The organism is Leptolyngbya sp. CCNP1308, from assembly GCF_034932455.1.
Taxonomy (GTDB): domain Bacteria; phylum Cyanobacteriota; class Cyanobacteriia; order Phormidesmidales; family Phormidesmidaceae; genus Nodosilinea.
On sequence record NZ_JAYGIH010000073.1, the window covers coordinates 74,144 to 100,892 of the forward strand.

The window sequence follows — 26,749 nt, forward strand, 5'->3', positions numbered from 1 at the left end:
CCTAGACCTTAGAGAATAGTTCGGGGTGAGGGGGTTCAGCTTCATCCATCCAAACGCGATCGAGGCGGGTGCCTTCGAGACAGGCGAGAGAGAGGGTAGTGCCCCGCAGGTTAGCGCCCGTCAGGTCTGCCCCGCGCAGGTCAGCGCCAGTCAAGTCGCTGCCCCGCAAGTCGGTATAGCTGAGGTTTGCGTTGCGCAGGTCGGCTTTGATGAGCAATCCGTGGTGCAGGGTCGCCAGACGCAAATCACTACAGCGTAGATTGGCCCCTGTCAGGTTGGCGCGGCTGAGCTCAGCCCGAATCATCACCGTGCGAGCTAGGTCAGCTCCTTCCAAATTGGCATCTTCTAAATTGGCGCGCCACAGATTGCAGCCGCTCAGCTTGGCCCCAGCCAGCATGGCCTCATGCAGGTTGATCGATGCCAGATTGGCCTGGCTGAGGTTGATGCCGGGCAACTCCAGCCCAGGCATCCACGCTTCGTGGAAGTCGAGGTGACTAAAGTCTCGGCGGCCAGAGGCATACAGGTCTAACACCTGGGCCATGGTGATAGTGATGGCTTGGGAATCCATAGGACTGTTGTCACCCATCAGACACTACTTGAACCGGTTCCGTTGGTCAGAACAAGGTGGCTTTGAACCCGCCTAGGGACTAAAGACCGCAGAACGTTTCTCATTGTTACATCTTTGTAAACTAATGTAACAAGCCCTCATCCGCACTGCAAGGCCTAGGAACTGGCGATGCCACCCCTAAGCTACTGCCCTATTTGGTAGGTAGTGAAAATGCAGAGAGGCTCTGGGTTCCTGGTCTGGCGCTGGCTTTGAATACGCCGCCTGCATTCTAAACGCCTAATCTGCGCTCGGTGCCTCAGTGCTGGCCTCTAGGGCGTCAGGCTGGCTAAACAGGCCAAACAGCGGCCCCAGCAAGGCTCCAATGGCAAAGCCGCCAGCGTGGGCCCAGTAGGCGATGCCGCCGCTTTCCATGCCGATCATAGTGGGGGCTTCGAGGCTGGCAAAGCCGTAAAAAGCTTGCTGCACAAACCAAATGCCCAGGTAAAACAGCGCCGGAATTCTCAGCGGTAGCGGGAACGGGCCTAGGGGTACCAGGGTCAGAATCCGCACCTCCGGGAAGCGAAAGATATAGGCTCCCATAACGCCTGCGATCGCACCGCTGGCCCCCAGCGAAGGAATCTCTGAACCCATAGCAAAGAACCACTGCGCCAGGTTAGCCAGCACCCCGCACAGCAGATAAAACAGCAGAAACCGCCCGTGCCCCATCTGGTCTTCGACGTTGTTGCCAAAGATCCACAGGTAGAGCATGTTGCCCGCCAGGTGCAAAAAACCGCCGTGGAGAAACTGACCGGTAACCAAGGTCAACCATTCCTCGGCATTGACGGCTGATACGCCCGTGGTCAGGCTGGTCGAAAATTCTTCGGGCACCACCGCCCAGGCGTGGAAAAAGCTGGTTAGCCCGGAGGAGGGAAGGCTGAGTTCGTAGATGAAGAGGGCTATATTCAGCACAATCAGCCCGTAGGTGATGTAGGGGGTGCGCAGACCCGGGTTGTAGTCTTTTAGGGGTACCACTAGTTACCTCGTTGACGCTGAGTTCAAACCCACTATCGCAGAGTGCTTAAAAAATGAAAATCGTCTGGAGGGTTGATAACTAAAAAGCAGGTGACCTAGGCCACCTGCTTGCGGAAAGTAAGATTCAACGCGTCTAGAAGTCTGCCACCTAGGGCACTGTCTTAAGCCCTAGCAACCCCTAAACAAACCATTTAGCCAACTTGAGCGCTGCTAGAGCGGCGCTTAGCGACCATGGCCCCGCCCACCACTAACAGACTGAGGGCCATAGCGGGTTCTGGCACAGACTCGGTAGATTCCGTAAAGCCTTTAGTACCGGCTCTAAAGGTGTGATTATCGGTTTCAAACCCACCGCCACCGAGCTGAGAGATCACAATTTTATTGAAAATGTCATCGCTGGAGTCGGCGAAGAAATTGAAGTAGGCGTTGTACTCGCCGCCATTGCCTTTGGTGCCATATTCCTTGAGGGCAGACGCTACGTTAGTCGTTTTTTCATCGGCGGCGAAGGTGCGACCGTCGTTGTAATACACGAATTTTTGAACCAGGGAGTCGCCGTTGTAAAACGAAAATACGTTGCCGTCGTGGGCAGAACCCCAGTTAATACCGAAGTAGTTATGGGTCGTGTCTAGATCAATTTGAACATTGGTGCCCGAGAAAGCGGTTAGGTAGTTAGATTTATTATCTTGAGTAGTTTCATAGGTGGGAGCCCACTGATCCTGAAGGACTCTAGCGTTATTAGTGGTACTGCCCGTATAAGAGTAGTTAATGCCTGCGTCGCCAACGGTCTGGTTCTGAGAATCCACCACGGCAAAGTTGCCGCTATTGAAATTGACGGTATTGAAGCCTTCGCTCCAGGCATAGGTTGAATAGGCTCCTTGGTTGGTTTCACCGTTAAACCCGGTGATGCCTTTCATCGAAGATTGGGTGGCAGCAGCGTCGCCTAGGGTAAAGGAAATGGCTTGCGCTGGCTGAGCAAAACCGGCCAGCGCCACAGTGGCGGCTAACGCGCCAAGGGTGCAGAGTCGATTGAGGTGCATAGGGGTGTCTCCGAGTAGACTGAGGTGCTCCTTTATTCTGCTCATTCAAGCGTTAGAAACCCTCTGCGGTTCCACGGAAGTAGCTGTGAAACTGTTGTGAAGGCAAGCTACTTCGCCAGAGATTTCTCGTGACTCTCCAGGTAAATACTCTGAACAGTAATCTCCAAGTAAATACTCTGAACAGTCCGCTAAAGCCCTAGGTAATCGACCTGAAAAGCAGCTCATTAGCGTCCTTCGGGCAGCAGAACAAACTTGGTTTCTTTACCGCGGGTTCACTCGGGTGAAGTACGTTGCGAAGATTCCCCCTGCCCCCTTCGAAAGAGGGGTACAGAGTGAAACTTAGACAGCCGAGAACTGGGGGATCTAGAACTTAGCAATTGTGTACCTTACTCAATCGAGAACCGCTATGGGCACTGCTGAGATAGCGACCAAGATGAGGGTGCTCGTGGGGCTTTCAGGCGCGATCGCTGGAGGCTGGCATAGGTGGTTAGACTGAGGAAGGGCGGAAAATTTACTCCCGCTACGGGCTCTGGGGCAAAAAATAGAGCTGAAATCCCTAAGGGGGATAGTCCCTGCTCGGCGACGCAATTTTCTACACTGGAGTTGGGGACTAGGGCGCAGCACGATGTCCTTGACCTACAACCCGCCACTGTGCCCTCGAATAGCCATGACTAAATTCTTCACTTCTCGCGCTGGGCTGGTGGTGCCGCTGTCGTTGGGTGCGCTGCTCTCCTGCTGTATCAACTCCCCTGGCCCTCACGGCATGCCGACCGGCAACGGCGAAGCGGCAGCAGCGGTGCCTGCTGACCCTTGGTATGAGGCTATTGGTGAGGCCAACCGGGCTAGCCAGCTAGCGGCGACAGCGGCGACAGCAGCCCAGTGGCAGCAGGTAGCCGGGGCCTGGGGGCGATCGCTGACCCTGCTGCAAGCCATCCCCACCGATGACCCCCGCTATGTCTTTAGCCAGCGCAAGACCCGCGAATATCGGCAAAATTTGGCTGTCGCTTTCCAAAAAGCCGACCAGCAGGGGCTGCCCCGCGCTTTTCCGGCGCTGGGCAGCGATGTGCTAGATGAGCAGGTCAGCCTCTACCGCGCCTACGTTGCGGCTCAAGGCCCGCCCGATGTGCTGATTGTGGGCAGTTCGCGATCGCTGCAAGGCATTGACCCCCAGGTGCTTCAGCAGGCGCTGGCAGTGGCGGGCTACCCCGGCCTGCGGGTGTACAACTTCAGCGTTAACGGCGCCACAGCCCAGGTGGTGAGCTTTCTCACTCGGCAGCTGCTGGCCCCCGACCTGCACCCCCGCCTGATTGTCTGGGCAGAGGGCTCCCGCGCTTTTAACAGCGGTAGGTTTGACCGCACCTTTGCCGAAATTTTGGCCTCTCCGGGCTACGCCGCCGTGCAGTCAGGCGCAAGACTAACGTTACAAGAGCAGTCGGCCCCCGATTTTGCGGCAACTTCCCCCGCAGATGCCGCCGAGCCGGAGGGGCCGTCTACAGCAGCCAGTGAAACCACCACTGCGGGAGAGGAGTCCTCTGAGGAGGCTACTAAAGATCCCCAGGACTCTGTTTTGGCGGCTCCAGTGGCGGCGGCAGAATACGGGAGAGTACCGTTGACCGCCATCAACTCCCAGGGTTTTTTAGCAGTCAACGACCAGTTCAACCCGACGGTGTACTACCGCAGCTTTCCAAGGGTGCGGGGCCAGTACGACGATGCCTACCGCGCCTTTCGCCTGGAGGGGGTACAGACCTTGTCATTGGCGGCAATGACCCAGTTTTTAGACAGCCAAGGTATTCCCCTGGTATTTGTGAATTTGCCCCTCAGCAACGACTACCTGGACGGGGCGCGGACGGGCTACGAGCTGCAGTTTCAGCGGTTTTTGCAGACCTGGGCCAACCAAGGTGCCTTTACCCTGGTGGATTGGCTGGAAACCTGGCGATGGCAGTCGCACCTATTTGCTGACCCCAGCCACATCAATCGCTACGGGGCGCGGGAAGTAGCCCGCCTGCTAGCCGCTGACAGCCGGATTCCCTGGCCCCAGGTGGAGCCGCCTGGCGAGAACGACGGTCGGGCTGAGGGTGAGGGTGAGGCAGAACCCTCTGACGCTTCGTCCCCTGTGGGAGAGTAGGGTCAAGCGGGCAATATTAGGAACCTCTCGTGTTCTGCCACTCCGCTAGATCCTCAGGGGTGTTGACGTTGGTGAGCATGGCTTCATTGACCTGGGGGATGGGGGCAATTCGCGAAGCGTAAAGACTGCGGCATCCCAGAAATGGGAACCGACTCGAAACGGATATCTGTCCCGGAATCGCCTGCTGATTTAGCCAGCCCTGAAGCGATGGCCCTCTCCGCTCGCCGGTATTCGCGTACTGCTCCAGGGACGCTAGCGCGGCGATCCGGTAAAACCCGCACAGGGGTTCCCATCGCTGCTGACGTGTGGGTAGGTAGGCCAGATAGTGGGGGGCCAGGGAGGGCAATTCATCCCGCCAGGTGCCCAGCACCGCCGCCGAAAGATTGGGCATATCGCAGGCCAGCGCCAGTACCCAGTCGGGTGCCTTTTCCGACCTGGCCAGCAAAATGCTCAGGGCCGTGATCAGCGCGAGCATTGGCCCCTGAAACGTTCCCGACTGTCCGGGAAGGCAAGGCTCTGCGATAAACATGACCTCATCAGGTACATGGGGACGATAGCGATCGGGCCAGGGGGTAATGACGTACACGATATCAGTGCAGGCCAGGGCGACCCGGCAAGTGCGCTGAATCAGCATTTCTGCCCCGACAGAAAGCAGGGCTTTGTCGTGACCCATGCGCGAACTGCGCCCCCCGGCCAGAATTACCGCAGCAAGGGCTGTCATCTCAGTGCCCAGCGCCTATTCATCAATTTCGACCCGTTTGGGGCGGGCGGTGTGCCCCGATTCGCACTGTCAGCACCGTCATGCCTTGCTCTGGGCCACGGTGCCCTGGGCTACCTGGCGCAGCCGGGCGGCATCGGCCCATGCCAGCCCCTTAAAGAAATAGATGACGCCAGTGAGAAAAGCTAACACCATATAGAACAGCCGAATGCCCCACCCGGCCCCGTCAAAAATCATCGAAAAAACGCCCGGTTCAATGCCGCTGAAGCGGGTGAGCTCAGAGCGAAACCACTTTTGATCTTCGACCATGCGCTGCAACTCAGACACGGTGGCAGGCAGAATGGGCATGCGGGTCGTGGTGGTGTAATAGCCCCAAAAGCCCTGGCTGCCGCCTTCGCTGGAGAGAGCCTGGTTGGCTAGAGCAGTAATTTCTTGGCGAGATAGGTCTGACTCGGCGGTGAGCTGGCTCAGCCACAGGTGATGCCGCAGCCAATAGCTGCTAAAAAACACCAGCGGCAGCGCTACGATCAGGGCAATTGACTTAATCGCTATGGAGGTTTTGGTGGCCAAGTGACGAGAGGCTGCGCCTAGCCCAAACCCCAAAAAAGCAAACAATACAATGACGCTTAGCTCAACAATTTCAAGGCTTTTGAGCCAGCCGCCCAGAATGGGAATGGGGTGCAAAAACGCCTCTGCCGCCCAGGTGATGAGAAACCGTGTCGCCAGTACGGTAGCGGTAATGGCAACAACCGTCAGCAAGTACCGAGACACATTGGCTGAGGGGCGCAGGGTGGGCATGGCTAGGGATGACGAAAACAGGGCAGGGGGCAACGATGCCCTTAATCATAATGATGATTCAATGTTTGGCTTTTAATCCAGAAAAGTTCTTGAAAAGTCAACTGTCGAGGCTACTGCTAGCCCAGGCTAGATCTGGCTGACTCTCTCCAGTTGATGGGGGGCAAAGGCTCCTGTTTCGGTGACGATCGCGGTGATTAAACTAGCCGGGGTAATGTCTGAGGCGGGGTTGTAAAATTCTGCGCCGTTGGGTGAAGTGACGCGATCGCCCAGGCGATAGATCTCTTCGGGGGGATGTTCTGCGATCGCCATTCCTTCTCCACTGGCGACCTTGAAGTCGATAGTCGAGACCGGGGCGGCCACCACAAAGGGAATGCTGTGGGCTTTGGCCACCAGGGCCAGGCTATAGGTGCCAATTTTGCTGATGGTATCGCCGTTGGCGGCAATGCGATCGGCCCCGGCCAGCACCCCGTGGATTAGCCCCCGTTGCATACAGTGGGCGGCCATGCTGTCGGTCACCACCGTCACGGGGATGCCCTCCTGCACACACTCCCAGGCGGTGAGGCGCGAGCCCTGGAAGGTGGGGCGGGTTTCGGCAGTGTAGACGCGCTCTAGGCGACCCGCTTTCCAGAGCGATCGCATAATGCCCAGCGAGGTACCGTAGCCCGAAGTCGCCAGCGCCCCGTGGTTGCAATGGGTCAGCAGGGTCAGCTTTGCGGGAGAGTCGGGCAGTACTTTAATGCCGTGGTCGCCAATGGCGTGGCACAGGCTAAAATCCTCGACCTGCATTGCCTGGGCCTGGGCCAAGAGCTGACCCCTGACCACCTCAATGGCATCGCTGGAGTGGTGGGCCACCGCCAGCATTCTATCCACCGCCCACTGGAGGTGAGCCTTGTCGGGCCGGGTCTGCTTAAACTGGTCGCCGATCGCCTCCAGCCGTTCCCAAAACGCCGTGGGGTCATCGGTGTGAATTTCGGTGGCCCCCAAGTACAAGCCGTAGGCAGCCGCGAGCCCCATGGCCGAACCGCCCTGGACAATGCCGGAACGGAGCGATCGCACCACATCGTCGCAGCGGCGAATGCTGACAACGTTATAGCGCTCCGGCAGTTGCCGCTGGTCAATCAATACCAGGTGGTCGTCTTGCCAGACTACCGGGTAAACGTGGGTATCGCTAGGGGCCATGATCACGGTTTCGCAGAAATAATAGGGGGCAGCCGCTCATCCAATGACATTTAGTATGGAGGTTTCTCAGCCTCTGTCAATGCGGCCCAGCCCAACCCTCGCTTGCATCCACGGACATTGGCCCCAATTTCCTACTTCGGACTTAACTCCATGGCTACGTATTTAATCACTGGCGCAAATCGCGGCATCGGCTACGAATATTGTCGGCAGCTTCAGCAGCGGGGCGATCGCGTCCTTGCCGTCTGCCGCCAGCCCTCAGATGAGTTAACAGCCCTGGGGGTGCCACTCGAAACGGGCATTGACCTCACCGATGAGGCTGCCGTCGCCGAGTTGGCCCAGCGGCTCAACGGCACCGCGATCGATGTGCTGATCAACAACGCTGGCATTGCAGAGCGCGTCACGCTGAATGAGCTAGATTTCGACAGCATTCGGCGGCAGTTTGAGGTGAATGCGATCGCCCCCCTGCGGCTGACAGCGGCGCTGCTGCCCAATCTAAGCGCCGGTTCAAAGGTGGCCATTATGACCAGCCGCATGGGGTCGATCGCCGACAATACTTCTGGCGGCTCCTACGGCTATCGCCTGTCGAAGGTGGCGCTGTCGATGGCCGGTAAATCGCTGGCCCACGACCTCAAGCCCGGGGGCGTTGCCGTGGCAATTTTGCACCCAGGACTGGTGCAGACCCGCATGACGGGGTTTACCAAGAGCGGCATCACCCCAGAAGCATCGGTCACAGGGCTGCTGGCTCGCATCGACGCGCTGACGCTGGAGAACTCCGGCACCTTCTGGCACTCGAATGGAGAAGTATTGCCCTGGTAGCTAGAAATCTTTCTCGCTCTAGGTCGAGATCTATATTTCAGCGCCATCACTCTTTGACCCAGGGCTCATCCCAAGGGCCGCCGCCGACTTCTAGCCCGGCTTGGGTGCTGGTGGCGGCGACGACTAGATCTAACGCGCTGCCCCGCCGCTGCCAGAGTTTGAGGCTGAGGTCGCCTAGGGCGGTGTCGCGACAGCAGAAGGCCATACCGTTATGGGTTGGTGCCCGCAGTGGGATGCCGGGGAGATTGGTGGTTCCAGTCACTTCGACCACGTAATCAAGGCGATCGCATCGCATGTGCCAATAGCCCCAGGGGGTGATGTGCCAGGTAACGCGGGCATTCCAGGGCACAAACTCGTAAAATTTGCCGCCGTGGTGAACCCCCACCATTGCTACTGACTCCATCCAGGCGAGCACTTGGCGGCGACCGCCCCCGGCGGTGAGGGCGAGGTCGGGCACCCCCTCAAAGGCGTTGCAGTTGAGCCAAAACCATTTCTGTGGAAACGATCGCCCCCAGTTTTTCTCACTGTAGGCCGGGGCATTAGCGAACTCATACCGCTCACCCTGCCACTCAATCCATCCAGTTGAATGACCGTGGGCCATAAGAATCTGCCAACCCGGCTCAAAGATTTGCAGGCTAGAAAGCAGCCCGGCGGTAGATTGTTGAGGTTGGCCAGTACTGGCCCAGCCGTAGATCGGTTCGGTGTGGTACTCCCAGGCCACGGGGCCGAGGACAGGATCGTTTAAATAGCCCTGGTGCCAGGTGGCGGTGACCTGGTAACCCTCGGTGATGTGCTCTTTAAATTCTGTACCGGATAGCAAGCGCGGCTTGGCAGGCGAGTCTCCCCGCCAGTGGCCTAACCCTAGCCCCTCGGGCCAGGCCCAAAATTTTTGTGGGTCGGGAAAGGTGCGGCAAAAATAGCCATCCTTTGGCCCTAAGATTTGCGCTGTGCCGCCGCTGTGGGGCTGTCCGCCCACCGGATCTTCGATGGAGTACATAAAGGCAAAGGTTTGCCGAGTCTCCGGCAGCGTGAGGCGAAAGTACCAGCCTTCGAAAAACCGATGGTCTTTGCCATCCCAGTGGTAGCCGCTGTGGGGAGTTTGGAGGGGGTGGAGGGGCATGGGTTAGTCCTCGACCCAGCGAGGAACGTACTGCCAGCCATCGCGGATCTCGTCCCGAAACCGCTGGTGCCCTGGCTGCTTTTCTTCCACCAGCTGCCAAAAGGCGGCGGAATGATTCATGTGCACGGTGTGGCACAGCTCGTGGACAAAGACGTAGTGCACTAGCTCTGGGGGCAAAAACAGCAGCTTGTAATTGAGGCTGATGTCTTTGTTGCTAGAGCAGCTGGCCCAGCGGGTCTTTTGGCCCCGGATAGAAATGCGGCGAAAGGGCAGGTTGACGACGAAACTTAGCTCGCGCAGCCAGGGGGCAAACTCGGCGCGGGCCTTGCGGCTGAGCCACTGACGTAACAGATCGGCGCAGGCGGCACTATTGTCCACAGCGCCGCGCAGCAAGAGGGTTTGGGGGGCGTTCTGGGTCATGGCCAGGGTGCGGGTAGTGGCGGGTTGATAGTTAACCTGCCAGGTTTGATGGCGCGATCGCACCTCAATCTGCCCCGGTTTCTCGTCAAAGTGGTCGTCCGTTAACCCAGCGGTTTGGTGGGCCAGACGCTGACGCGATCGCCACAGCCAGTCGCGCCGCCGATGCAGCAGCTCCGGCACCTGGCGCTGGTCGAACCCAACGGGCACCACGACTTCTACCTGACCGTTGAGGTGCACTTTGATCGAGACGTGGCGGGCGCGATCGCTCTCCCGAATGCAGTAGTCGGGCAGCGCCGCCGTCTCGGGCGAAAAAAGCTCCAGCTGTTCAGACGAGTCAGCCATGGGCGAAAGAGACACACTATGTTAAATAGCCTGTTCTATCCTACGGTGCCCCAGAAAAGACAGCAAAATTTGCTGGTGCGGTGGCCCCAGGGGCCGCTCCCCATTGGCGCGAGGTGAAAATCGCTTGCCCCGGCGAATGTCGTCTACGCTCCACAGCCCCAGGTCTAACCCTTCGGTTAGCACCAGCTGCTTCACCGGCACCGTCAGCGGCCCGTGGTAGACGTGGCGCACTACGGTTTCATCTTCTACTCGCTCAAACAGCACTAGCTGGGGCGCGGTGTAGCCAATTTCTTCTTCCAGCTCTCGGTAGACCGCTGTGTCGGGGTCTTCGCCGGGTTCGAGGTGGCCACCAAAGAAGGCCCAGTGGCCAGGCCAGGCAATGGTGGGGATGTCGTCGCGAAGCTGGAGCAGGAAGCGATTGTTTTGGTAGAGGATGGCGATCGCCACCTCAGGCTTGGCAGACATACTGAGCATTACTCACCCTGTTGATTACTCCGAATAGATTCCGAATAGATATAGAGGGTATAGAGGGCACCCTCGCCTACTCCCGCTTTATCTTTATTCTTTACCGACCGGATCCTCGCCCTTCGTAGCAGGCTGAGGCGTCAGATGTAACGCCGTACTTAATATTATTGTTGCCAAAATAAATATTGCTGGTCATCGGGATGCCTCCTGGTTGGTCATATCACCAGCTACATCGCCAGTACTGAGGATTTCGGAAACCCCAAAGCCCCTACAACTCGCTAAAGATCAAGCATTGGACAGCAATAATTTACATTAGTTAACAAAGAGAGGGCGCGATCGCTAATTTGAAGAGATTTTCTCGGTTGTTTATTTAGTTTTGTTAATAGAACCCCGCTTATGCGATTAATTTTGTGATCAGAGCAATTCCAGAAGCCTCATGGATCAAGGGCTTCCGCAGATTGAATTATTGTAAACCTCGGTCAAAAAGCGTCAAATCACGAGACTATAATGCTCAAGAGCAATCACCGCCTAAGTATCGGTTGTGCCTGTGGGCCATGGCTCACTTGAGTACAGTTCTACCCAAGGCGATTGATAACTCCATTTGCTTTTGTCTAGAGAGAGGAGAGTCTCCATGACAACTACCCCGCGCGAGCGGGAGGCGAAAGCCAAGGTCATCGTCGACAGAGATCCAGTACCTACTTCCTTCGAGAAGTGGGGTAAGCCGGGTCACTTCGATCGCACCTTAGCTAAGGGCCCCAAAACCACCACTTGGATTTGGAACCTTCACGCCGACGCTCACGATTTCGATAGTCATACCAGTGATTTAGAAGACATTTCGCGCAAAATCTTTAGCGCGCACTTCGGTCACCTAGCCGTCGTCTTTATCTGGCTCAGCGGCATGTACTTCCATGGCGCTAAGTTTTCCAACTTCGAAGCCTGGATGACCAACCCCACGGGCATCAAGCCCAGCGCCCAGGTCGTTTGGCCGATCTTCGGTCAAGAGATCCTCAACGCCGATGTGGGTGGCGGTTTCCAGGGTATTCAAATCACCTCTGGCCTGTTCCAGTACTGGCGGGCCGCTGGCATCACCAATGGCTTCCAGCTCTACGTCACCGCCATTGGGGCGCTGGTCATGGCAGCCCTGATGCTGTTTGCCGGCTGGTTCCACTACCACAAGGCCGCTCCCAAGCTGGAGTGGTTCCAAAATGTGGAATCGATGATGAACCACCACCTGGCGGGTCTGCTCGGTCTGGGCTGCCTCAGCTGGGCCGGTCACCAAATCCACGTGGCGCTTCCCATTAACAAAATGCTGGATGCCGGTGTGGCCCCGCAGGATATTCCCCTGCCCCACCAGTTCATCCTCAATAAGAGTCTGATGGCTGACCTGTACCCCAGCTTTGCTGAGGGTCTAAAGCCTTTCTTCACCCTGAACTGGGGTGTGTACGCCGACTTCCTCACCTTTAAGGGCGGTCTGAATCCCGTGACCGGTGGCCTTTGGCTGTCTGACACGGCCCACCACCACCTGGCGCTAGCCGTGCTCTTTATTGTTGCGGGCCACATGTACCGCACCAACTGGGGCATTGGCCACAGCATGAAGGAGATTCTGGAAGGCCACAAGGGCGACCCTCTGCTCTTTGGTGGCAAGGGCCACGATGGCCTGTACGAGAACCTGACCTCCTCCTGGCATGCCCAGCTGGCGGTTAACCTGGCCATCCTCGGTTCCCTCACCATCATCGTGGCGCAGCACATGTACGCCATGCCTCCCTATCCGTACATCGCGACGGATTACCCCACCCAGCTGTCGCTGTTTACCCACCACATGTGGATTGGCGGCTTCTTGATTGTGGGGGCCGGTGCCCACGCCGCCATCTTTATGGTGCGTGACTACGATCCGGCGGTGAATATGGACAACGCCCTCGACCGCATGCTGCGCTCCCGCGATGCCATTATTTCCCACCTCAACTGGGTCTGTATTTTCCTCGGCTTCCATAGCTTTGGTCTGTACATCCACAACGACACCATGCGTGCCCTGGGCCGTCCCCAGGACATGTTCTCTGACACCGCCATTAAGCTGCAACCGGTCTTTGCCCAGTGGGTGCAAGGCTTCCACAGCGCCGCAGCCGGAGCTACCGCTCCGAACGCCATGGCCAGCGTCAGCCCCGTGTTTGGCGGCGATGTCGTTGCCGTGGCTGGCAAGGTAGCGATGATGCCCATGACCCTCGGCACCGCCGACTTCATGGTGCACCACATCCACGCCTTCACCATCCACGTGACCGCGCTGATTCTGCTCAAAGGCGTGCTGTACGCCCGTAGCTCTCGACTCGTACCCGATAAAGGTGACCTGGGCTTCCGGTTCCCCTGCGACGGTCCCGGTCGGGGCGGCACCTGTCAGGTCTCCGCTTGGGATCACGTGTTCCTGGGCCTGTTCTGGATGTACAACTCGATCTCGATTGTGATTTTCCACTTCAGCTGGAAGATGCAGTCCGACATTTGGGGTACGGTGAGCCCCGATGGCACGGTGAGTCACATCACCGGCGGCAACTTTGCCCAAAGTGCGATCACCATCAACGGCTGGCTGCGCGACTTCCTGTGGGCGCAAGCCTCTCAGGTAATCGGCTCCTACGGTTCGGCCCTATCGGCCTACGGTTTGCTGTTCTTGGGTGCTCACTTTGTTTGGGCCTTTAGCCTGATGTTCCTGTTCAGTGGCCGTGGCTACTGGCAAGAGCTGATTGAGTCCATCGTCTGGGCTCACAGCAAGCTGAAGTTGTCTCCTGCTATTCAGCCTCGCGCTCTGAGCATCACTCAGGGTCGGGCGGTGGGTGTGGCCCACTACCTCCTTGGGGGTATTGCCACTACCTGGGCCTTCTTCCTGGCTCGAATTATCGCGGTGAGCTAGGTTTCTCGTCATGGAATCTCCTGGGGGCGCAGCCCTGCGCCCCTACACACCGCACTCATGACTCAAATGTCGTACTAGAATCCTTTTTGATTCATGGCAACTAAATTCCCCAAATTTAGCCAGGACTTGGCCCAAGATCCGACCACAAGGCGGATCTGGTACGGGATTGCCACCGCCCACGACTTTGAAAGCCACGACGGCATGACGGAGGAGAATCTTTACCAGAAGATTTTCGCCTCCCACTTTGGCCATCTGGCAATCATCTTTCTGTGGACTTCGGGCAACCTGTTCCACGTCGCCTGGCAAGGCAACTTTGAACAGTGGATCAAAGATCCGCTCAACGTCAAACCCATCGCCCACGCGATTTGGGACCCTCACTTTGGCCAGCCTGCGGTAGATGCCTTCTCCCAGGCCGGGTCTTCGACCCCGGTTAACGTGGCGTTCTCTGGGGTGTACCACTGGTGGTACACCATCGGCATGCGCACCAACACCGACCTGTACACTGGCGCTGTCTTTCTGCTGATTCTGTCGGCGGTCTTCCTGTTTGCAGGCTGGCTGCACCTTCAGCCCAAGTTTCGCCCCAGCCTGTCCTGGTTCAAAAACGCTGAATCTCGCCTCAACCACCACCTGGCTGGTCTGTTTGGCGTTAGCTCGCTGGCCTGGACGGGTCACCTGGTGCACGTGGCGATCCCCGAATCTCGCGGTGTTCACGTGGGTTGGGACAACTTCCTTTCGATGAAGCCCCACCCCGAAGGCTTGATGCCGTTCTTCACCGGTAACTGGGGGGTCTACGCCCAGAACCCCGACACCTCTAGCCATATCTTTGGTACGGCGACCGGGTCTGGTTCTGCGATTCTGACCTTCCTGGGCGGCTTCCATCCTCAGACCGAGTCTCTCTGGCTGACGGATATGGCCCACCACCACCTGGCAATCGCGGTGATCTTCATCATCGCCGGCCACATGTACCGCACCAACTTCGGTATCGGCCACAGCATCAAGGAAATCTTGAATGCCCACAAGCCCCCTGCAGGCGGCCTGGGTGAAGGTCACAAGGGTCTCTACGACACCTTAAACAACTCCCTTCACTTCCAGCTGGCTCTGGCTCTGGCTTCCCTCGGTGTGGTCACTTCCCTGGTGGCGCAGCACATGTATGCGCTGCCTCCCTACGCCTTTATGGCTCGGGATTACACCACCATGGCGGCTCTATACACCCACCACCAGTACATCGCTGGCTTCATCATGGTGGGGGCCTTTGCCCACGGCGCGATCTTCCTGATTCGCGACTACGATCCGGCGGCTAACCAAAACAACGTGCTTTACCGCGTGCTGGAGCACAAGGAAGCAATCATCTCTCACTTGAGCTGGGTGTCGCTGTTCCTGGGCTTCCACACCCTGGGTCTGTACGTCCACAACGACGTGGTGGTGGCCTTTGGCACCCCCGAAAAGCAGATTCTGGTCGAGCCTGTGTTTGCCCAGTGGGTGCAAGCCTGCTCGGGTAAGCTGCTCTACGGTTTTGACACACTGCTGTCGAACCCCGATAGCGTGACCCAAACCGCCAACGCCGTTTGGCTGCCCGGCTGGTTTGAGGCCATTAACAGCAACGCCAACTCGCTGTTTCTGACCATTGGCCCTGGCGATTTCTTGGTTCACCATGCGATCGCCCTGGGTCTGCACACCACCACCCTGATCTTGGTCAAGGGTGCGCTGGATGCCCGTGGTTCGAAGCTGATGCCCGACAAAAAAGACTTCGGCTACAGCTTCCCCTGCGACGGCCCCGGCCGTGGCGGCACCTGCGACATCTCTGCCTGGGATTCGTTCTACCTCGCCATGTTCTGGATGCTCAACACCATTGGTTGGGTGACCTTCTACTGGCACTGGAAGCATCTCGCCATCTGGTCGGGTAACGTGGCCCAGTTTAACGAGTCGTCTAACTATCTGATGGGCTGGCTGCGCGACTACCTGTGGCTCAACAGCTCTCAGCTGATCAACGGTTACAACCCCTACGGCATGAATAACCTAGCCGTCTGGGCTTGGATGTTCCTCTTTGGACACCTGGTTTGGGCCACCGGCTTCATGTTCTTGATCTCTTGGCGCGGTTACTGGCAAGAGCTGATTGAAACTCTTGTCTGGGCCCACGAGCGCACTCCCCTGGCGAACCTGGTTCGCTGGAAGGATAAGCCCGTTGCCATGTCGATCATTCAGGGTCGAGTTGTGGGTCTAGCTCACTTCACTGTGGGTTACATCCTCACCTACGCAGCCTTCCTGATAGCTTCGACTTCCAGCCGTTTCGGCTAGGTTGAGCTAGTTAGGTAAACCCCTCAAAACTCCTCGGCGCACTGCTCCGGGGAGTTTTGCTGTTTGGGGGTTTAGCATTACCATCGTGGAGTCTGCTAGGGCATAAGGCTGTATGCCAACGGTATTGAGAAAAGATGGCTTTGACTTTCGGATATATTTTGATGACCACGTCCCTGCCCATGTTCACGCATTCAAGGGCAGTGGAGAGGTCAAAATTAGCCTTGGCGATCTGCTGACCAAGCCTACAGTGTTAGTGGCCTACAATATGAGCAACAAAGAAGCTAAGCTGGCGCTGGCGATCGTACTTAAACATCAGACCGAACTCCTGAAGCGTTGGGTAGAGATGCATGGTTGATTTAATCGATGACGCTCAGTTTCTAGAGCAGTACCAGCGGGCCATAGCGGCAGCAAAGCAAGCTAGTGTCACAGAACCTAGAGCAGTAGTAGCCTACTACGATGCCGCAAGCCACTTGATGGTGATTCGCCTCAACAGTGGTGCAGTGTTTACCTTTTCGCCTGACATTGCTCAAGGGTTAGCTGGAGCATCGGCTGAAGATTTAGCGGCAGTCGAAATAACCCCTTCCGGAGCAGGGCTACATTGGGAAAAGCTTGATGCTGATTTCTCTGTCACAGGTCTGTTGAGTGGTTATTTTGGAACTAGGGCTTGGATGACTAAACTGCAAGAGCAATGGGCTGGTCAGCAAGCTTCATAAAATTGTTGCCCACCTTCCCCTTTCTGATTTGCTGGGGAAAAAGACCTAATTTTTATGAGCAGTAATGCTCGATTTACTGATTCCTAAGCGCGCTTGTCGGTCACACCCAAAGCGAAGTCCATCTTTAAACCCGTCCAATTCACGGGCAACAAAAACCCCCTAGCTGTGGCTAGGGGTTTTGCATATCAGCGACTTTATAAAGTAAATCAATGTCACCTAGACTAGAAAACCGAGCCGTCGGCCGTTGGCTTTGGCCTTACGAATGAGTGCCTGGCGCTCTTTGCTATCGATGCCAAAGCGATTGCAGAAGTTGGTAATTGTCTTGGAGTGAAGGGCGATCGCCTGACCCCGCAGCTTGTTGAATTTTGGGGTGCCCATGATGTTGCGAACTAGCAGAACCATTGGTGCAAACATAGCGCTTCTTCTCCAAAGACTCTTAGAAACTTCTTGCGAAACTGAACGAAATTAGCTGACTGCCAGGGTGACTAGCACTAGGCCCGTCACAAAGAGAGTGGCGATCGCAGCTTGTAGCGCGTAGCCCTTTTGCTGCTCAGGCGAGGGGTAGGCGGCAAAATACACTTCAGGCTCTACGGCGTAGTTGTTGAGAATACCGTTGTCGAGTTGGGTGGTGGTCAACATTGCGAGGCCCTCCTAGGGTGCTGAATGTTTCTTTATGTAAACTAATGTAACAGCTATGTAACGATATTGCAACAATTTCTTGCATTAATTTTGCTCCTGCGCTAATCAGTTGCTCTTAGGAGTTGCGAGACTTGGCCTGGTGGAGTGCCAAGTCGTTGCGGTCGTGGATGGGGGTGGGAGGGTGAATTGCGATCGCAGCTTTACGCCGCAGCATAAAAACTCCGCCTCTCCAGTCCTCACGAAGCAGGCCACCGCTATAGACAGCGGTGGCCTAGCCTAAGGAACTTGTAGCCAGACGGGCGATGGTTAAAGCAGGGATTGAATAGGATCCACGCTTTATCGGTCGGGTGTGCTGCCCTAGCTGTGGCTAGCGGCTCTAGCTTCTCAATCCTTTAGCCCTTGGTCTAAGTCGGCAATGAGGTCATCCACGTGCTCTAGGCCAACGGAAAGGCGAAGCAGGTTAGGGGCGGTTGTCGTACCCTGCTCAATGGAGGCACGGTGTTCGATCGCGCTGTGGGGGCTGCCAAAGCTGGTGGCGCGGGCAATCAGCCTGGTTTTGGCGGCTACTGCCATCGCTGTGTCCTGATCGCCTTTCACTAAGAACGAGAGCAAGCCGCCGTAGCCCTGCATTTGCTTCTGGGCAATGTCGTGGCCGGGGTGATTGGGCGAGCCGGGGTAGAGCACCTGCTCAATAGCAGGATGTTGGGATAGCCAAGTGGCAATGCGTTGGGCCGATTGGGACTGGGCTCGTACCCGCAGGGGCAGGGTTTGCAGGCCGCGCAACGTTAGCCAACAGTCGAAGGGAGACGGCACCACGCCGCCAATGGTTTGCACCAGCCGAAGCTGATCGAATAGTGAGTTGGTTTCGCGGGTTACGACTGCGCCGCCAATTACATCCCCATGGCCCGCAAGATACTTCGTCGTGGCGTGAATCACAAAGTCGGCCCCCAGAGTAAGCGGAGTTTGCAGCACAGGGGAGGCAATGGTGTTGTCGCAGGCCAGGTAGGCATCGGCCTGGTGGGCCAGGTCGGCTACCGCTTGAATATCGGTGACGGCCAGCTGAGGATTTGAGGGGGTTTCGATCAGCACCAGGCGGGTGTTGGGGCGCAGAGCATTAGCTACTGCCGCCAAGTCGGTCGTATTCACCAGGGTATAGCTCAAACCCCAGGGGGCAAAAATCTGGCTCAGCATTTGCTGCACGCCGTAGTAGACGCTCTGGGGGGCAATTACATGGTCGGCGGGGCCGAGTGCTTGCAGCAGGCTAAAGGTGGCGGCAGACCCAGAGGCAAAGGTGGCGGTTTCTGATCCTTTCTCTAGCGTAGTCAGAGCTGCTTCGAGGGCGTCGCGGTTGGGGTTGCCGCTGCGGCCATAGATATAGCCTTTGGGATAACTGCCATCGCCATCCCGCTCAAAGGTGGTGGAGAGGTGAATGGGTGCTGTTAGGGCTCCCGTGGCAGGGTCAATGCTGCTGCCGCTGTGGATGGCCTGGGTTTCTAAGGAAAAGGGCGTGGCGTCGGGGGACATAAAATTAGGAAAGATGGATTGCCCTTGATTTTATGGGCGTGGCCGGAGAGCGTTCAGATTTTTGTGTAAGCCTGTGGCAGCTGTGCCCGTTCCACTACACCGCTGTAATCTCGCCAGCACCCACAGCTAACCACAAAAAACCCCAGCCGTCCAAAGCTGAGGTTAGTAGGTTAAATGGCTGATTCAACGATTTGATTTAAGGTTTTGATTTAACGGTTTGATTTATGAAAATGCGTCAGTGGCGCTTTTGCCCAGGTTGCAAACTTTCTTCTTGGGCTTGGCCCGCGAAGATTAGCTGGCCAACTGCGGCATTGTCAACACTACTTAAAGAGTATGTTAGCTCAACATCGCCTGCCGTTACAAAGACTACGGTTAAGTAATCTGCCAGCAGCGCTGTGCCGCCCTGTCTACCCTCAACAAGGGCTCACATCAGGCAAAACCTAAAGCTAGGCCTGGATGTGAGCAGCCATCTGGTGCAACAGCGGCAGATAAATGTTACAGCCTAGAGGCAGCAACAATCCTTCTTACGCTTGATAGGCGCTCCAGCCCCAGTGATGACAAATTTCTAACGAATTTCGCGGGCAGAATTATAGATTTTTTCGTTAGTCTGCACCGACTTCTGCAAGTCCACCACAGGGCGAGGATAATCGACGCCAAGGGTGACTCCAAAACGCTTTTGCTCTACGGGCTGAAGCTTCCAGGGTTCGTGCACTTTAGCCGCAGGAATATGCGTTAGTTCTGGTAGCCAGTGTTTGACATAGAGACCGTCGGGGTCGTAGTCCTTGGCCTGTTTGGGAATGTTGAAATAGCGAAAGCCCCGCGCATCGTTGCCCACCCCGGCGGTGTAGTTCCAGTTACCGTAGTTGCTACAGGGGTCGTAGTCCACCAGCAGCGATTCAAACCACTCGGCCCCCATACGCCAGTCAATACCCAGGTTTTTGGTCAAAAAGCTGGCCACGTTCTGCCGCCCCCGGTTCGACATAAACCCAGAGTGAGCCAGTTCGCGCATATTTGCATCCACTAAGGGAAAGCCCGTTTCGCCCTGGCGCCAGGCATCAAAACGCGCCCAGTCTTGCTTCCAATCGATCAGCAGCCGTCGCAAACCCGAGGGATAAAACACCCGATCGCCGTGCTTTGCACAGATAAAGCGAAAGTAGTCGCGCCACAGCAGCTCAAAAATCAGCCAGTAGGTAGAGTCGTTGCGAATGCGATCGCGCTCGTAATTTTGCACGGTTTCGTATACCCGCCGGGGCGACAGACAGCCCAGCGCCAGCCAGGCCGACAGCTTTGAGGAATAGTCGGCCCCCACCATGTCGTTGCGGGTCTGCTTATAGGTCTTGAGGCAGTCGGCCTCCCACACGTAGTGGTTAAGACGGGCCAGGCCAGCGGTTTCGCCTCCCTCAAAGGTAAGCACGGCGCGGCTGTCGAGGGTCGGAGCTTCCAGGCCAAAATCTACTAGGGCCGGCAAGGTTCCAGGCTCAACCGCTGGTAAAGAGGGGAGCTTTGCCGGGGTGGCTAGAGCCAGGTCTACCGTACTGTGCTGTTCCACCTTTTTGCGAAACTGAGTGAATACTTCCGGCAGGCGGTTGATGGCAAAAGGCAGGTTGTCGGGATGGTAGAGGGTGGCCCCCCAGTACACCTCGGTTTTGCAGCCCACCGCCGCCAGTTTGGCCTCCACCGCCCGCTCCACCCGCAGTTCTTCAGCGGTCACTTCCTCGTGCCAGTAGACGGCCTCAACGCTGTGGGCTGTGACCAGCTCTAGAATAATGTCTTCGGGTTGGCCCATCCGCACAACGAGGTCGCTGCCTAAAGACTGGAGCGATCGCCGCAAATCGGCCACGCTTTCTAGCAAAAACTGCGCCCGATAGGCCCCCGTTTTTGGGAAGCCAAAGGCCGTCTGGCCAAACTGGCGCGGGTCAAAACAGTAGAGCGGCATTACTGGCTGCCCGGCCCGCAATGCCTCATCGAGGGGCTGGTGGTCATGGAGGCGGAGGTCATTGCGAAACCAGACGAGGGTGGGCATGGGAGTGGGGGGTAGGGGATAGAGTTCTGGCTTTGCCAGCAACCCTTAGAGAATGCTGGGAGACAGGCGTTGATCTTTTGGGCGCAGGATTCCTTTTTAAGTATTCTAAAGAACTCGCGATCGCCTTGTCGGGAGGTTACTCTGGGGCGATCGACGTTGGTTCTGTACCGCTGGTTGTGCGCGGCGACCTGGCCAAGTCACCCGAGTTATCGACAAAGGCAGCATCGTGAGGCATAGTTTTAACGCTTAGCTCAAGCCCAAGGGTCACCGAGACGCGGCTGTGGGCATTTTCAAAACCCTGTAACCCGCCTGCTATGGAACTTCAGCCTGAACATTACGAATTGGGGATCACCCTGTCGGCCATGGAGGGGGCGATGGGCGGTCTCTGGTACCCCAGCGAAAGCGATGCGCTAGTTTCCCTGGTCATCTACGCCGACCCCCTACCTGACACCACAGCCCTGGGCCAAAAGCTGGGGGCGGGGGAAGCGAACCTGCAAATTCAGCCCGCTGAAGCGTTCTTTCGGCCTGTGCTCAACAATCCCTACTGGGCCAGCGAACAGGGCGGGCACCTGGCGCAAAAATACGCCAACCTCCGCGATGTGCTAGAGACCCACCTAGAAGATCTCAAAACGATTCGGATTGGCGAGGTAAACGTCACGGTATATCTGCTGGGGCGGCATTCTAGCGGTTGCTACTTGGGGGCTTGTACCCACGTAGTAGAGACCTAGGCGACGGGAAAGTAGAGAGTCAGGGGGAAAGGGTGAAGGAAGTCGAAAACTCCACTATCCACCATCTCCAACCTAAAATTTCTTGTATGGCCAGTCAGCCCAGATGACGGTAGCCTAACGGTAGCAATCGAGGCAACTTATTCATGGCTTTTCAAACCCCTGATTGGGTGAAACATGCGGTCTTCTACCAGATCTTTCCTGACCGGTTTGCCCGCACCCAGCGGCACCTAGATGACCCAGCCATGGCCGTGCCCCTCGAACCCTGGGAATCGTTGCCTACCCCCTTTGGCTATAAGGGGGGCGATCTCTGGGGCATAGCCGAAAAGCTCGATTACCTGGCAGATCTGGGGGTTACGGCCATCTACATGACGCCGATTTTTCAGTCGGCCTGCAACCATCGCTACCACACCCACGACTACTACCAAGTTGATCCGCTGCTGGGGGGCAATCCGGCATTTTTTGATCTGCTAGAAGCAGCCCACGCCAAAGACATCAAGGTGGTGCTGGATGGGGTCTTCAACCACTCTAGCCGGGGCTTTTTCTTCTTTAACGACATTCTTGAAAACGGCCCCAATTCCCCCTGGCTGGAGTGGTTTGAGGTCGAGGGTTGGCCCCTAGCCGCCTACGATGGGTCGCTGCCCGCTAACTACCGCAGCTGGGTCGATAACCGCGCCCTACCGACTTTTAAGCACGGTCACCCGGCGGTGCGCGAATATCTGATGCGCGTGGGCGAGTATTGGGTGCGCCAGGGCATTGATGGCTGGCGGCTGGATGTGCCCTACGAGATCAAGACTGAGGGGTTTTGGCAGGAGTTTCGCGATCGCATCAAAGCCATCAACCCCGAGGCCTACATTGTGGGCGAAGTTTGGGACGACGCCACCCAGTGGCTCGACGGCACCCAGTTTGACGGGGTAATGAACTACCTGTTTACTGCACCAACCATGGCTTTTGTGGCGGGCGATCGCATCCGTATGGATCTAGTTGAGCAACCCCACTACTACCCCTACCCAGCGCTAGATGCCGCAAGCTACGGCGACAAGATCCAGCACCTGCTGGCGCTCTATCCCTGGGAGATTCAGCTCACTCAGCTCAATCTGCTCTCTAGCCACGACGTCGCCCGCATCTATTCGGTGGTGGGCGAAGATGACGCCAGCATGGTGCTGTGCACGCTGCTGCTGTTCACCTTTCCGGGAGCACCAAGCGTCTACTACGGCGATGAAGTAGGCCTACCGGGCGAGCTTGACCCCGACTGCCGCCGCACCTTTCCCCCCGAAAACGACTGGCACCTAGATTTACTAACCATTCACCGCGAGCTGATTGCCCTACGCCACCGCTTTGCGGCCCTGCGCACGGGCACCTACGAAGTACTGCACACCGAGGGCAATGTCTATGTGTTTAGTCGCACCTGGGGGCGCGATCGCCTGATCATCGCCCTCAATGCTGGCGAAAGCGACGACCGTAAGGTCTCGACCGAGACGCTGATTGACAAGGGGCGAACGGCCCACGCCGTGTTTACCTATCACGGCGCTACCTGGGCTAGCCCAGACCTAACGCTGCCCCCGCGATCGGCGGTGGTCGTAGCGGTGGAGCAAGGGTAATCGAGCGATCGGGGCCAGGACTGGCTTTTTCCCCGGCTCAACCAGTTGAACCGGCCCTGTCCTCGCGCCACCTAATCGCTGCGCCGCTGGCGAATTTGAGCGATAAAAAACTCTTCTAAGGTTGGCCGGGTCTGTTGCAGGGTAAGCAGGTGACCGCCAGCTAACGGAATTTGTTTGGCAAACTCGTAGGGGTCGCCCTTGACCTGGCCCTGCCAGAGGTCGCCCTGCACCGTCAGCCGCTCGAGCCAGGGCTCGAGCTTGGCGATGTGGCCACCGCGCCCCTTAACCAGGTACTGATCGGCGGTGCCCAGGAGTTGGTCTAGGCTGCCGCTGGCAATCAGCTCGCCTTGGTCGAGAATGGCGATGCGATCGCAGATCACCTCCACATCCGACAAAATGTGGCTGTTAAAAAAAATCGTCTTGCCCTCTCGTTTTAAGGCCAAAATAATCTCCCGTACCTGAAAGCGCCCCGTCGGGTCAAGCCCCGACATTGGCTCATCGAGAAACACCACGTCAGGGTCGTTGATCAGCGCCTGGGCCATACCCACCCGCTGCAGCATGCCCTTCGAGTACTGACGCAGCTGCTTCTTCTTCGCCGCCGCCTGGGATAGCCCCACCAGATCGAGCAGTTCCACAATGCGGCGCTGCTGGGCTGCCCGCGACAGGCCAAATAGACCGGCGGTGTACTGCAAAAACTCCCAGCCGGTCAAAAAGTCGTAAAAGTAAGCATTCTCAGGCAGATAGCCAATGCGCTGTTTCACCGCACTGTCGCCCAAGCCATGACCCAGCAGGGTCGCCGTGCCCGCCGTCGGGCGAATAATGCCCAGCAAGATCTTCAGCAGCGTCGTTTTGCCCGCCCCGTTGGGGCCCAGCAGGCCAAAGGTTTCGCCCTGATACACCGTCAGAGAACACTGCGTTAGGGAGTTGACCCGCTGATTGAGCCAGAATCCGGTGCGATAGGCCTTGCCCAAACCTTCGGTTTGCACCACCGGCACCCGATCTAGCGGTATGGCTAGCCCATTCTGTGACAATACAGCGCCCATAACCCCTGCTCGCAAAACCGTGATAGAACCCTATAAGACGCCTAGGCAGCGCATCTCTGTCTAGGGTACCCGCCCCGTGGCACTATGGTACTGACCTAGCGCTGAGCCTAGGTAGAGGTAGCCCTAAGCTTAAGCCTCTCTGTTTCGTTGTGACATTCCCCTCCTACCCTGCTGCTATGGATCGCTCTAAGCTCGTGGCCATCGTTACCGGCGTTTTTTCTCTACTGCTCGCCATCGGCTATTTGGTGCTGGTGCAACTCCTCGATTTTCGCGGCGACATGGTGCCAGCCCCGCTATCGCCCCTGCTTAATTTGCCGTTTTGGGCTGCGACTTTAAATGTGAATTCTATGGCTTGCTAAAGCTTTTTGTAGGTCACAGGTCTATTCCCCAAAAGCCCGAGACTTGAGCCTTCACCAAAACTCAATCTCAGGCCTTCAGCACCGGTGTTCTCTAGGCCTCAAAGCCGCTCAGATTTGGCATGAACCCCACAAGAACACCCTCTCTACCCCAGAACCGTTGCCTATCTAACGGCTTGCACGCCGATCAAGCCATCCATTAGCAATACTTATAAAAATCTTCGGGCACCCCTATTTTATCTATAGGGCATATGGTTTTATAACAAGTCCGAACAGGGGTTTGGGGCAGCATAGTCCTAGATCTGTCCACTAAGCGCCCCCATAAGGCCGTTGACTTTGGCATAGTATTATTGCGATTAATCCTTAAAATATTTATCCGCTATCCAGCAGGTACCCATGGCCATGCAACAGCTTGAGACAACTTCGACCCTTAACTACCAGTCAGAGCAATACAAAGATGCCTACAGCCGCATCAATGCCATCGTGATTGAGGGCGAGCAAGAAGCCTACGACAACTATTGCAAGCTAGCGGAGTCGATTCCCGACTCCAAGGATGACCTGCTGCGTCTGGCGAAAATGGAAAGCCGTCACATGAAAGGCTTTCAGGCCTGCGGCAAGAATTTGGCCGTCATCCCCGACATGGAGTTTGCCGCCAAGTTTTTCTCCCAGCTGCACGAAAATTTTCAGCAGGCTTGGGCGGAGGGCAAAATAGTCACCTGTCTGCTGATTCAATCGCTGATTATTGAGACCTTTGCGATCGCGGCCTACAACATCTACATTCCCGTAGCCGATGACTTTGCCCGCAAAGTCACCGAGGGTGTGGTCAAAGATGAGTACAGCCACCTCAATTTTGGCGAAGAATGGCTCAAGGCCAATTTTGAGTCAGCTAAGGCCGAGCTTGAGACCGCCAACCGCCAAAACTTGCCCATCATTTGGGCCATGCTCAACGAGGTGGCCGCCGATGCCCACGTGCTCGGCATGGAAAAAGATGCCCTGGTCGAAGATTTCATGATTACCTACGGTGAGGCGCTGGCCAACATCGGCTTCTCCAGCCGCGAGGTGATGAAACTCTCCGCCCAGGGTCTAGCGGCTGTCTAGATCGCCGTCCGGGAGCTACCCAAACCTGAATGCTACAGATAGTCCCGGCTGTTTCAAGCCTACTTGAGCTGCCCAGTGTGCTTTCAATCCAGCACTGGGCAGTTTATCGTTAGGTAAATTGTTAACCTGCACCATACTCTCTGGCGCATTACCCCAGTACCTAGATACGCAATGTTTGGCCTAATTGGACATTTGACCAGCCTTGACCACGCCCAGCTTGTCGCCCGAGATCTGGGGTATCCAGAATATGCCGACCAGGGACTCGATTTTTGGTGCAGTGCCCCGCCACAAATTGTCGATACCATCAAAGTCACCAGCGCCACCGGCCAGCAAATTGAAGGCCGCTATGTCGAGTCATGCTTTTTACCCGAAATGCTAGCCGCCAAGCGCATCAAGGCGGCCACGCGTAAAATCATCAACGCCATGGCCCACGCCCAGAAGCACGGCATCGACATCACCGCTCTGGGAGGATTTTCGTCAATTATTTTTGAGAATTTCAACCTCAACCAAATTCAGCAGGTGCGCAACGTCACCCTGGAGTTTGAGCGGTTTACTACAGGCAATACCCACACGGCTTACATCATTTGCCAGCAGGTGGTGGCCGCTGCCGAAAAGCTCGGCATCAATCTCTCCGATGCCACTGTGGCAGTGTGTGGGGCCACTGGAGACATTGGCAGCGCCGTTTGCCGCTGGCTCACCGCCCGCACCGACATCAAAGAGCTGCTGCTGATTGCCCGCAACCAAGAGCGGATTCAGCGCCTGCAAGAAGAGTTGGGCTGCGGCGTCGCCATGGATCTAGACACCGCCCTGCCGAAGGCCGACATTGTGGTGTGGGTGGCCAGCATGGCTAAGGGCGTTGAGGTTGACCCCAACAGCCTGAAGCACCCCTGCCTAATGATTGACGGCGGCTACCCTAAAAACCTCGACCAGCACTTTAACTTCGAGGGGGTGCACGTGCTCAAGGGCGGCATCGTCGAGCATTCCCTCGACATCGACTGGAAAATCATGCAGATCGTGAATATGGATGTGCCCGGACGCCAGCTATTTGCCTGCTTTGCCGAAGCCATGCTGCTGGAGTTTGAGAAGTGGTACACCAACTTTTCCTGGGGGCGCAACCAGATTACCCTCGAAAAGATGGACATGATTGGCCAGTCCTCACGACGCCACGGGTTTCGTCCCCTGCTCGACCTCAACAGTGCCCCCCTGGCCGCTGAGCTGTCCTAGAGGGGACATCGCCCCT

Annotated in this window: 25 protein-coding genes; 11 read left to right on the forward strand and 14 right to left on the reverse strand. The window is 56.9% G+C overall.

The window, feature by feature from the left end; translation table 11 throughout:
- Window position 1: 1 nt before the first annotated feature.
- From VB780_RS17050 to VB780_RS17060, 3 genes are all read right to left on the reverse strand, one after another.
- A complete protein-coding gene (locus VB780_RS17050) occupies window positions 2-568 on the reverse strand; it encodes a pentapeptide repeat-containing protein (RefSeq protein ID WP_323352374.1) in 567 nt (188 codons plus the stop codon).
- 276 nt (window positions 569-844) lie between these two features.
- Window positions 845-1,579 (reverse strand): rhomboid family intramembrane serine protease, encoded by a 735-nt coding sequence (locus VB780_RS17055; RefSeq protein ID WP_323352375.1) that lies wholly within the window; start codon window positions 1,577-1,579, stop codon window positions 845-847.
- Between the two features lie 191 nt (window positions 1,580-1,770).
- Complete coding sequence (locus VB780_RS17060; protein ID WP_323352376.1) at window positions 1,771-2,613, reverse strand: PEP-CTERM sorting domain-containing protein; 843 nt, start codon at window positions 2,611-2,613, stop codon at window positions 1,771-1,773.
- A gap of 667 nt (window positions 2,614-3,280) precedes the next feature.
- Between VB780_RS17060 and VB780_RS17065 the strand changes: the two genes are divergently transcribed.
- Window positions 3,281-4,738, forward strand: coding sequence for a hypothetical protein (locus VB780_RS17065; protein WP_323352377.1), 1,458 nt, complete (start codon window positions 3,281-3,283; stop codon window positions 4,736-4,738).
- Between the two features lie 16 nt (window positions 4,739-4,754).
- Here the strand turns inward: VB780_RS17065 and VB780_RS17070 are convergent, their stop codons facing one another.
- The 3 genes from VB780_RS17070 to mtnA form a co-directional block, all read right to left on the reverse strand.
- A complete protein-coding gene (locus VB780_RS17070) occupies window positions 4,755-5,459 on the reverse strand; it encodes a molybdenum cofactor guanylyltransferase (RefSeq protein ID WP_323352378.1) in 705 nt (234 codons plus the stop codon).
- A gap of 78 nt (window positions 5,460-5,537) precedes the next feature.
- Complete coding sequence (locus VB780_RS17075; RefSeq protein WP_323352379.1) at window positions 5,538-6,254, reverse strand: hypothetical protein; 717 nt, start codon at window positions 6,252-6,254, stop codon at window positions 5,538-5,540.
- Between the two features lie 126 nt (window positions 6,255-6,380).
- A complete protein-coding gene (mtnA, locus tag VB780_RS17080; RefSeq protein WP_323352380.1) occupies window positions 6,381-7,433 on the reverse strand; it encodes an S-methyl-5-thioribose-1-phosphate isomerase in 1,053 nt (350 codons plus the stop codon).
- Between the two features lie 150 nt (window positions 7,434-7,583).
- Between mtnA and VB780_RS17085 the strand changes: the two genes are divergently transcribed.
- The gene (locus VB780_RS17085) at window positions 7,584-8,249 is read left to right on the forward strand and encodes an SDR family oxidoreductase (RefSeq protein WP_323352381.1); all 666 of its coding nucleotides are present in this window, start codon (window positions 7,584-7,586) and stop codon (window positions 8,247-8,249) included.
- Window positions 8,250-8,295: 46 nt separating this feature from the next.
- Here the strand turns inward: VB780_RS17085 and VB780_RS17090 are convergent, their stop codons facing one another.
- Genes VB780_RS17090 through VB780_RS17100 form a run of 3 tightly spaced genes read right to left on the reverse strand, consistent with a single transcriptional unit; the run spans window position 8,296 to window position 10,605 of the window.
- Window positions 8,296-9,369, reverse strand: coding sequence for a tocopherol cyclase family protein (locus tag VB780_RS17090; protein ID WP_323352382.1), 1,074 nt, complete (start codon window positions 9,367-9,369; stop codon window positions 8,296-8,298).
- A 3-nt stretch (window positions 9,370-9,372) separates the two neighbouring features.
- Window positions 9,373-10,131, reverse strand: coding sequence for a SprT family zinc-dependent metalloprotease (locus VB780_RS17095; protein WP_323352383.1), 759 nt, complete (start codon window positions 10,129-10,131; stop codon window positions 9,373-9,375).
- Window positions 10,132-10,152: 21 nt separating this feature from the next.
- Complete coding sequence (locus VB780_RS17100) at window positions 10,153-10,605, reverse strand: NUDIX hydrolase (protein WP_323352384.1); 453 nt, start codon at window positions 10,603-10,605, stop codon at window positions 10,153-10,155.
- Window positions 10,606-11,227: 622 nt separating this feature from the next.
- Here VB780_RS17100 and psaA point away from each other — a divergent pair.
- From psaA to VB780_RS17120, 4 genes are all read left to right on the forward strand, one after another.
- Window positions 11,228-13,492 carry a photosystem I core protein PsaA gene (gene psaA, locus VB780_RS17105; protein WP_323352385.1) on the forward strand — a complete coding sequence of 755 codons (2,265 nt, stop codon included), beginning with the start codon at window positions 11,228-11,230 and terminating at the stop codon, window positions 13,490-13,492.
- Between the two features lie 93 nt (window positions 13,493-13,585).
- Window positions 13,586-15,787: a photosystem I core protein PsaB gene (psaB, locus tag VB780_RS17110; protein ID WP_323352386.1), complete on the forward strand. Its 2,202-nt coding sequence runs from the start codon at window positions 13,586-13,588 to the stop codon at window positions 15,785-15,787.
- A gap of 112 nt (window positions 15,788-15,899) precedes the next feature.
- Window positions 15,900-16,142: a DUF4160 domain-containing protein gene (locus tag VB780_RS17115; RefSeq protein WP_323352387.1), complete on the forward strand. Its 243-nt coding sequence runs from the start codon at window positions 15,900-15,902 to the stop codon at window positions 16,140-16,142.
- A complete protein-coding gene (locus tag VB780_RS17120) occupies window positions 16,135-16,500 on the forward strand; it encodes a DUF2442 domain-containing protein (protein ID WP_323352388.1) in 366 nt (121 codons plus the stop codon). Before VB780_RS17115 ends, VB780_RS17120 begins: the two co-directional genes overlap by 8 nt.
- 216 nt (window positions 16,501-16,716) lie before the next feature.
- On the opposite strand, the gene VB780_RS17125 is transcribed toward VB780_RS17120, so the two are convergent.
- The 4 genes from VB780_RS17125 to VB780_RS17140 form a co-directional block, all read right to left on the reverse strand.
- Window positions 16,717-16,914 carry a cyclic electron transport protein PGR5 gene (locus VB780_RS17125; protein ID WP_323352389.1) on the reverse strand — a complete coding sequence of 66 codons (198 nt, stop codon included), beginning with the start codon at window positions 16,912-16,914 and terminating at the stop codon, window positions 16,717-16,719.
- A 51-nt stretch (window positions 16,915-16,965) separates the two neighbouring features.
- The gene (gene psb34, locus VB780_RS17130) at window positions 16,966-17,139 is read right to left on the reverse strand and encodes a photosystem II assembly protein Psb34 (protein ID WP_275331337.1); all 174 of its coding nucleotides are present in this window, start codon (window positions 17,137-17,139) and stop codon (window positions 16,966-16,968) included.
- Window positions 17,140-17,523: 384 nt separating this feature from the next.
- Entirely contained in the window at window positions 17,524-18,663 is a 1,140-nt protein-coding gene (locus tag VB780_RS17135) for a trans-sulfuration enzyme family protein (protein WP_323352390.1), read from the reverse strand.
- Window positions 18,664-19,228: 565 nt separating this feature from the next.
- Complete coding sequence (locus tag VB780_RS17140; protein ID WP_323352391.1) at window positions 19,229-20,686, reverse strand: DASH family cryptochrome; 1,458 nt, start codon at window positions 20,684-20,686, stop codon at window positions 19,229-19,231.
- A 314-nt stretch (window positions 20,687-21,000) separates the two neighbouring features.
- On the opposite strand from VB780_RS17140, the gene VB780_RS17145 reads away from it, so the two are divergent.
- Both VB780_RS17145 and VB780_RS17150 read left to right on the forward strand, forming a co-directional pair.
- A complete protein-coding gene (locus VB780_RS17145) occupies window positions 21,001-21,414 on the forward strand; it encodes a nuclease A inhibitor family protein (protein WP_323352392.1) in 414 nt (137 codons plus the stop codon).
- Window positions 21,415-21,557: 143 nt separating this feature from the next.
- The gene (locus VB780_RS17150) at window positions 21,558-23,012 is read left to right on the forward strand and encodes a glycoside hydrolase family 13 protein (RefSeq protein WP_323352393.1); all 1,455 of its coding nucleotides are present in this window, start codon (window positions 21,558-21,560) and stop codon (window positions 23,010-23,012) included.
- Between the two features lie 71 nt (window positions 23,013-23,083).
- On the opposite strand, the gene VB780_RS17155 is transcribed toward VB780_RS17150, so the two are convergent.
- Entirely contained in the window at window positions 23,084-24,055 is a 972-nt protein-coding gene (locus VB780_RS17155) for an ABC transporter ATP-binding protein (RefSeq protein ID WP_323352394.1), read from the reverse strand.
- Window positions 24,056-24,231: 176 nt separating this feature from the next.
- On the opposite strand from VB780_RS17155, the gene VB780_RS17160 reads away from it, so the two are divergent.
- The 3 genes from VB780_RS17160 to VB780_RS17170 all read left to right on the forward strand — a co-directional run bounded on the left by VB780_RS17160 (window position 24,232) and on the right by VB780_RS17170 (window position 26,733).
- Window positions 24,232-24,414, forward strand: coding sequence for a hypothetical protein (locus VB780_RS17160; RefSeq protein ID WP_323352395.1), 183 nt, complete (start codon window positions 24,232-24,234; stop codon window positions 24,412-24,414).
- A 393-nt stretch (window positions 24,415-24,807) separates the two neighbouring features.
- Window positions 24,808-25,509, forward strand: coding sequence for an aldehyde oxygenase (deformylating) (locus VB780_RS17165; protein WP_323352396.1), 702 nt, complete (start codon window positions 24,808-24,810; stop codon window positions 25,507-25,509).
- 171 nt (window positions 25,510-25,680) lie between these two features.
- Window positions 25,681-26,733, forward strand: a complete 1,053-nt coding sequence (locus tag VB780_RS17170; RefSeq protein ID WP_323352397.1) for a long-chain acyl-[acyl-carrier-protein] reductase — start codon at window positions 25,681-25,683, stop codon at window positions 26,731-26,733.
- Window positions 26,734-26,749 lie beyond the last annotated feature (16 nt).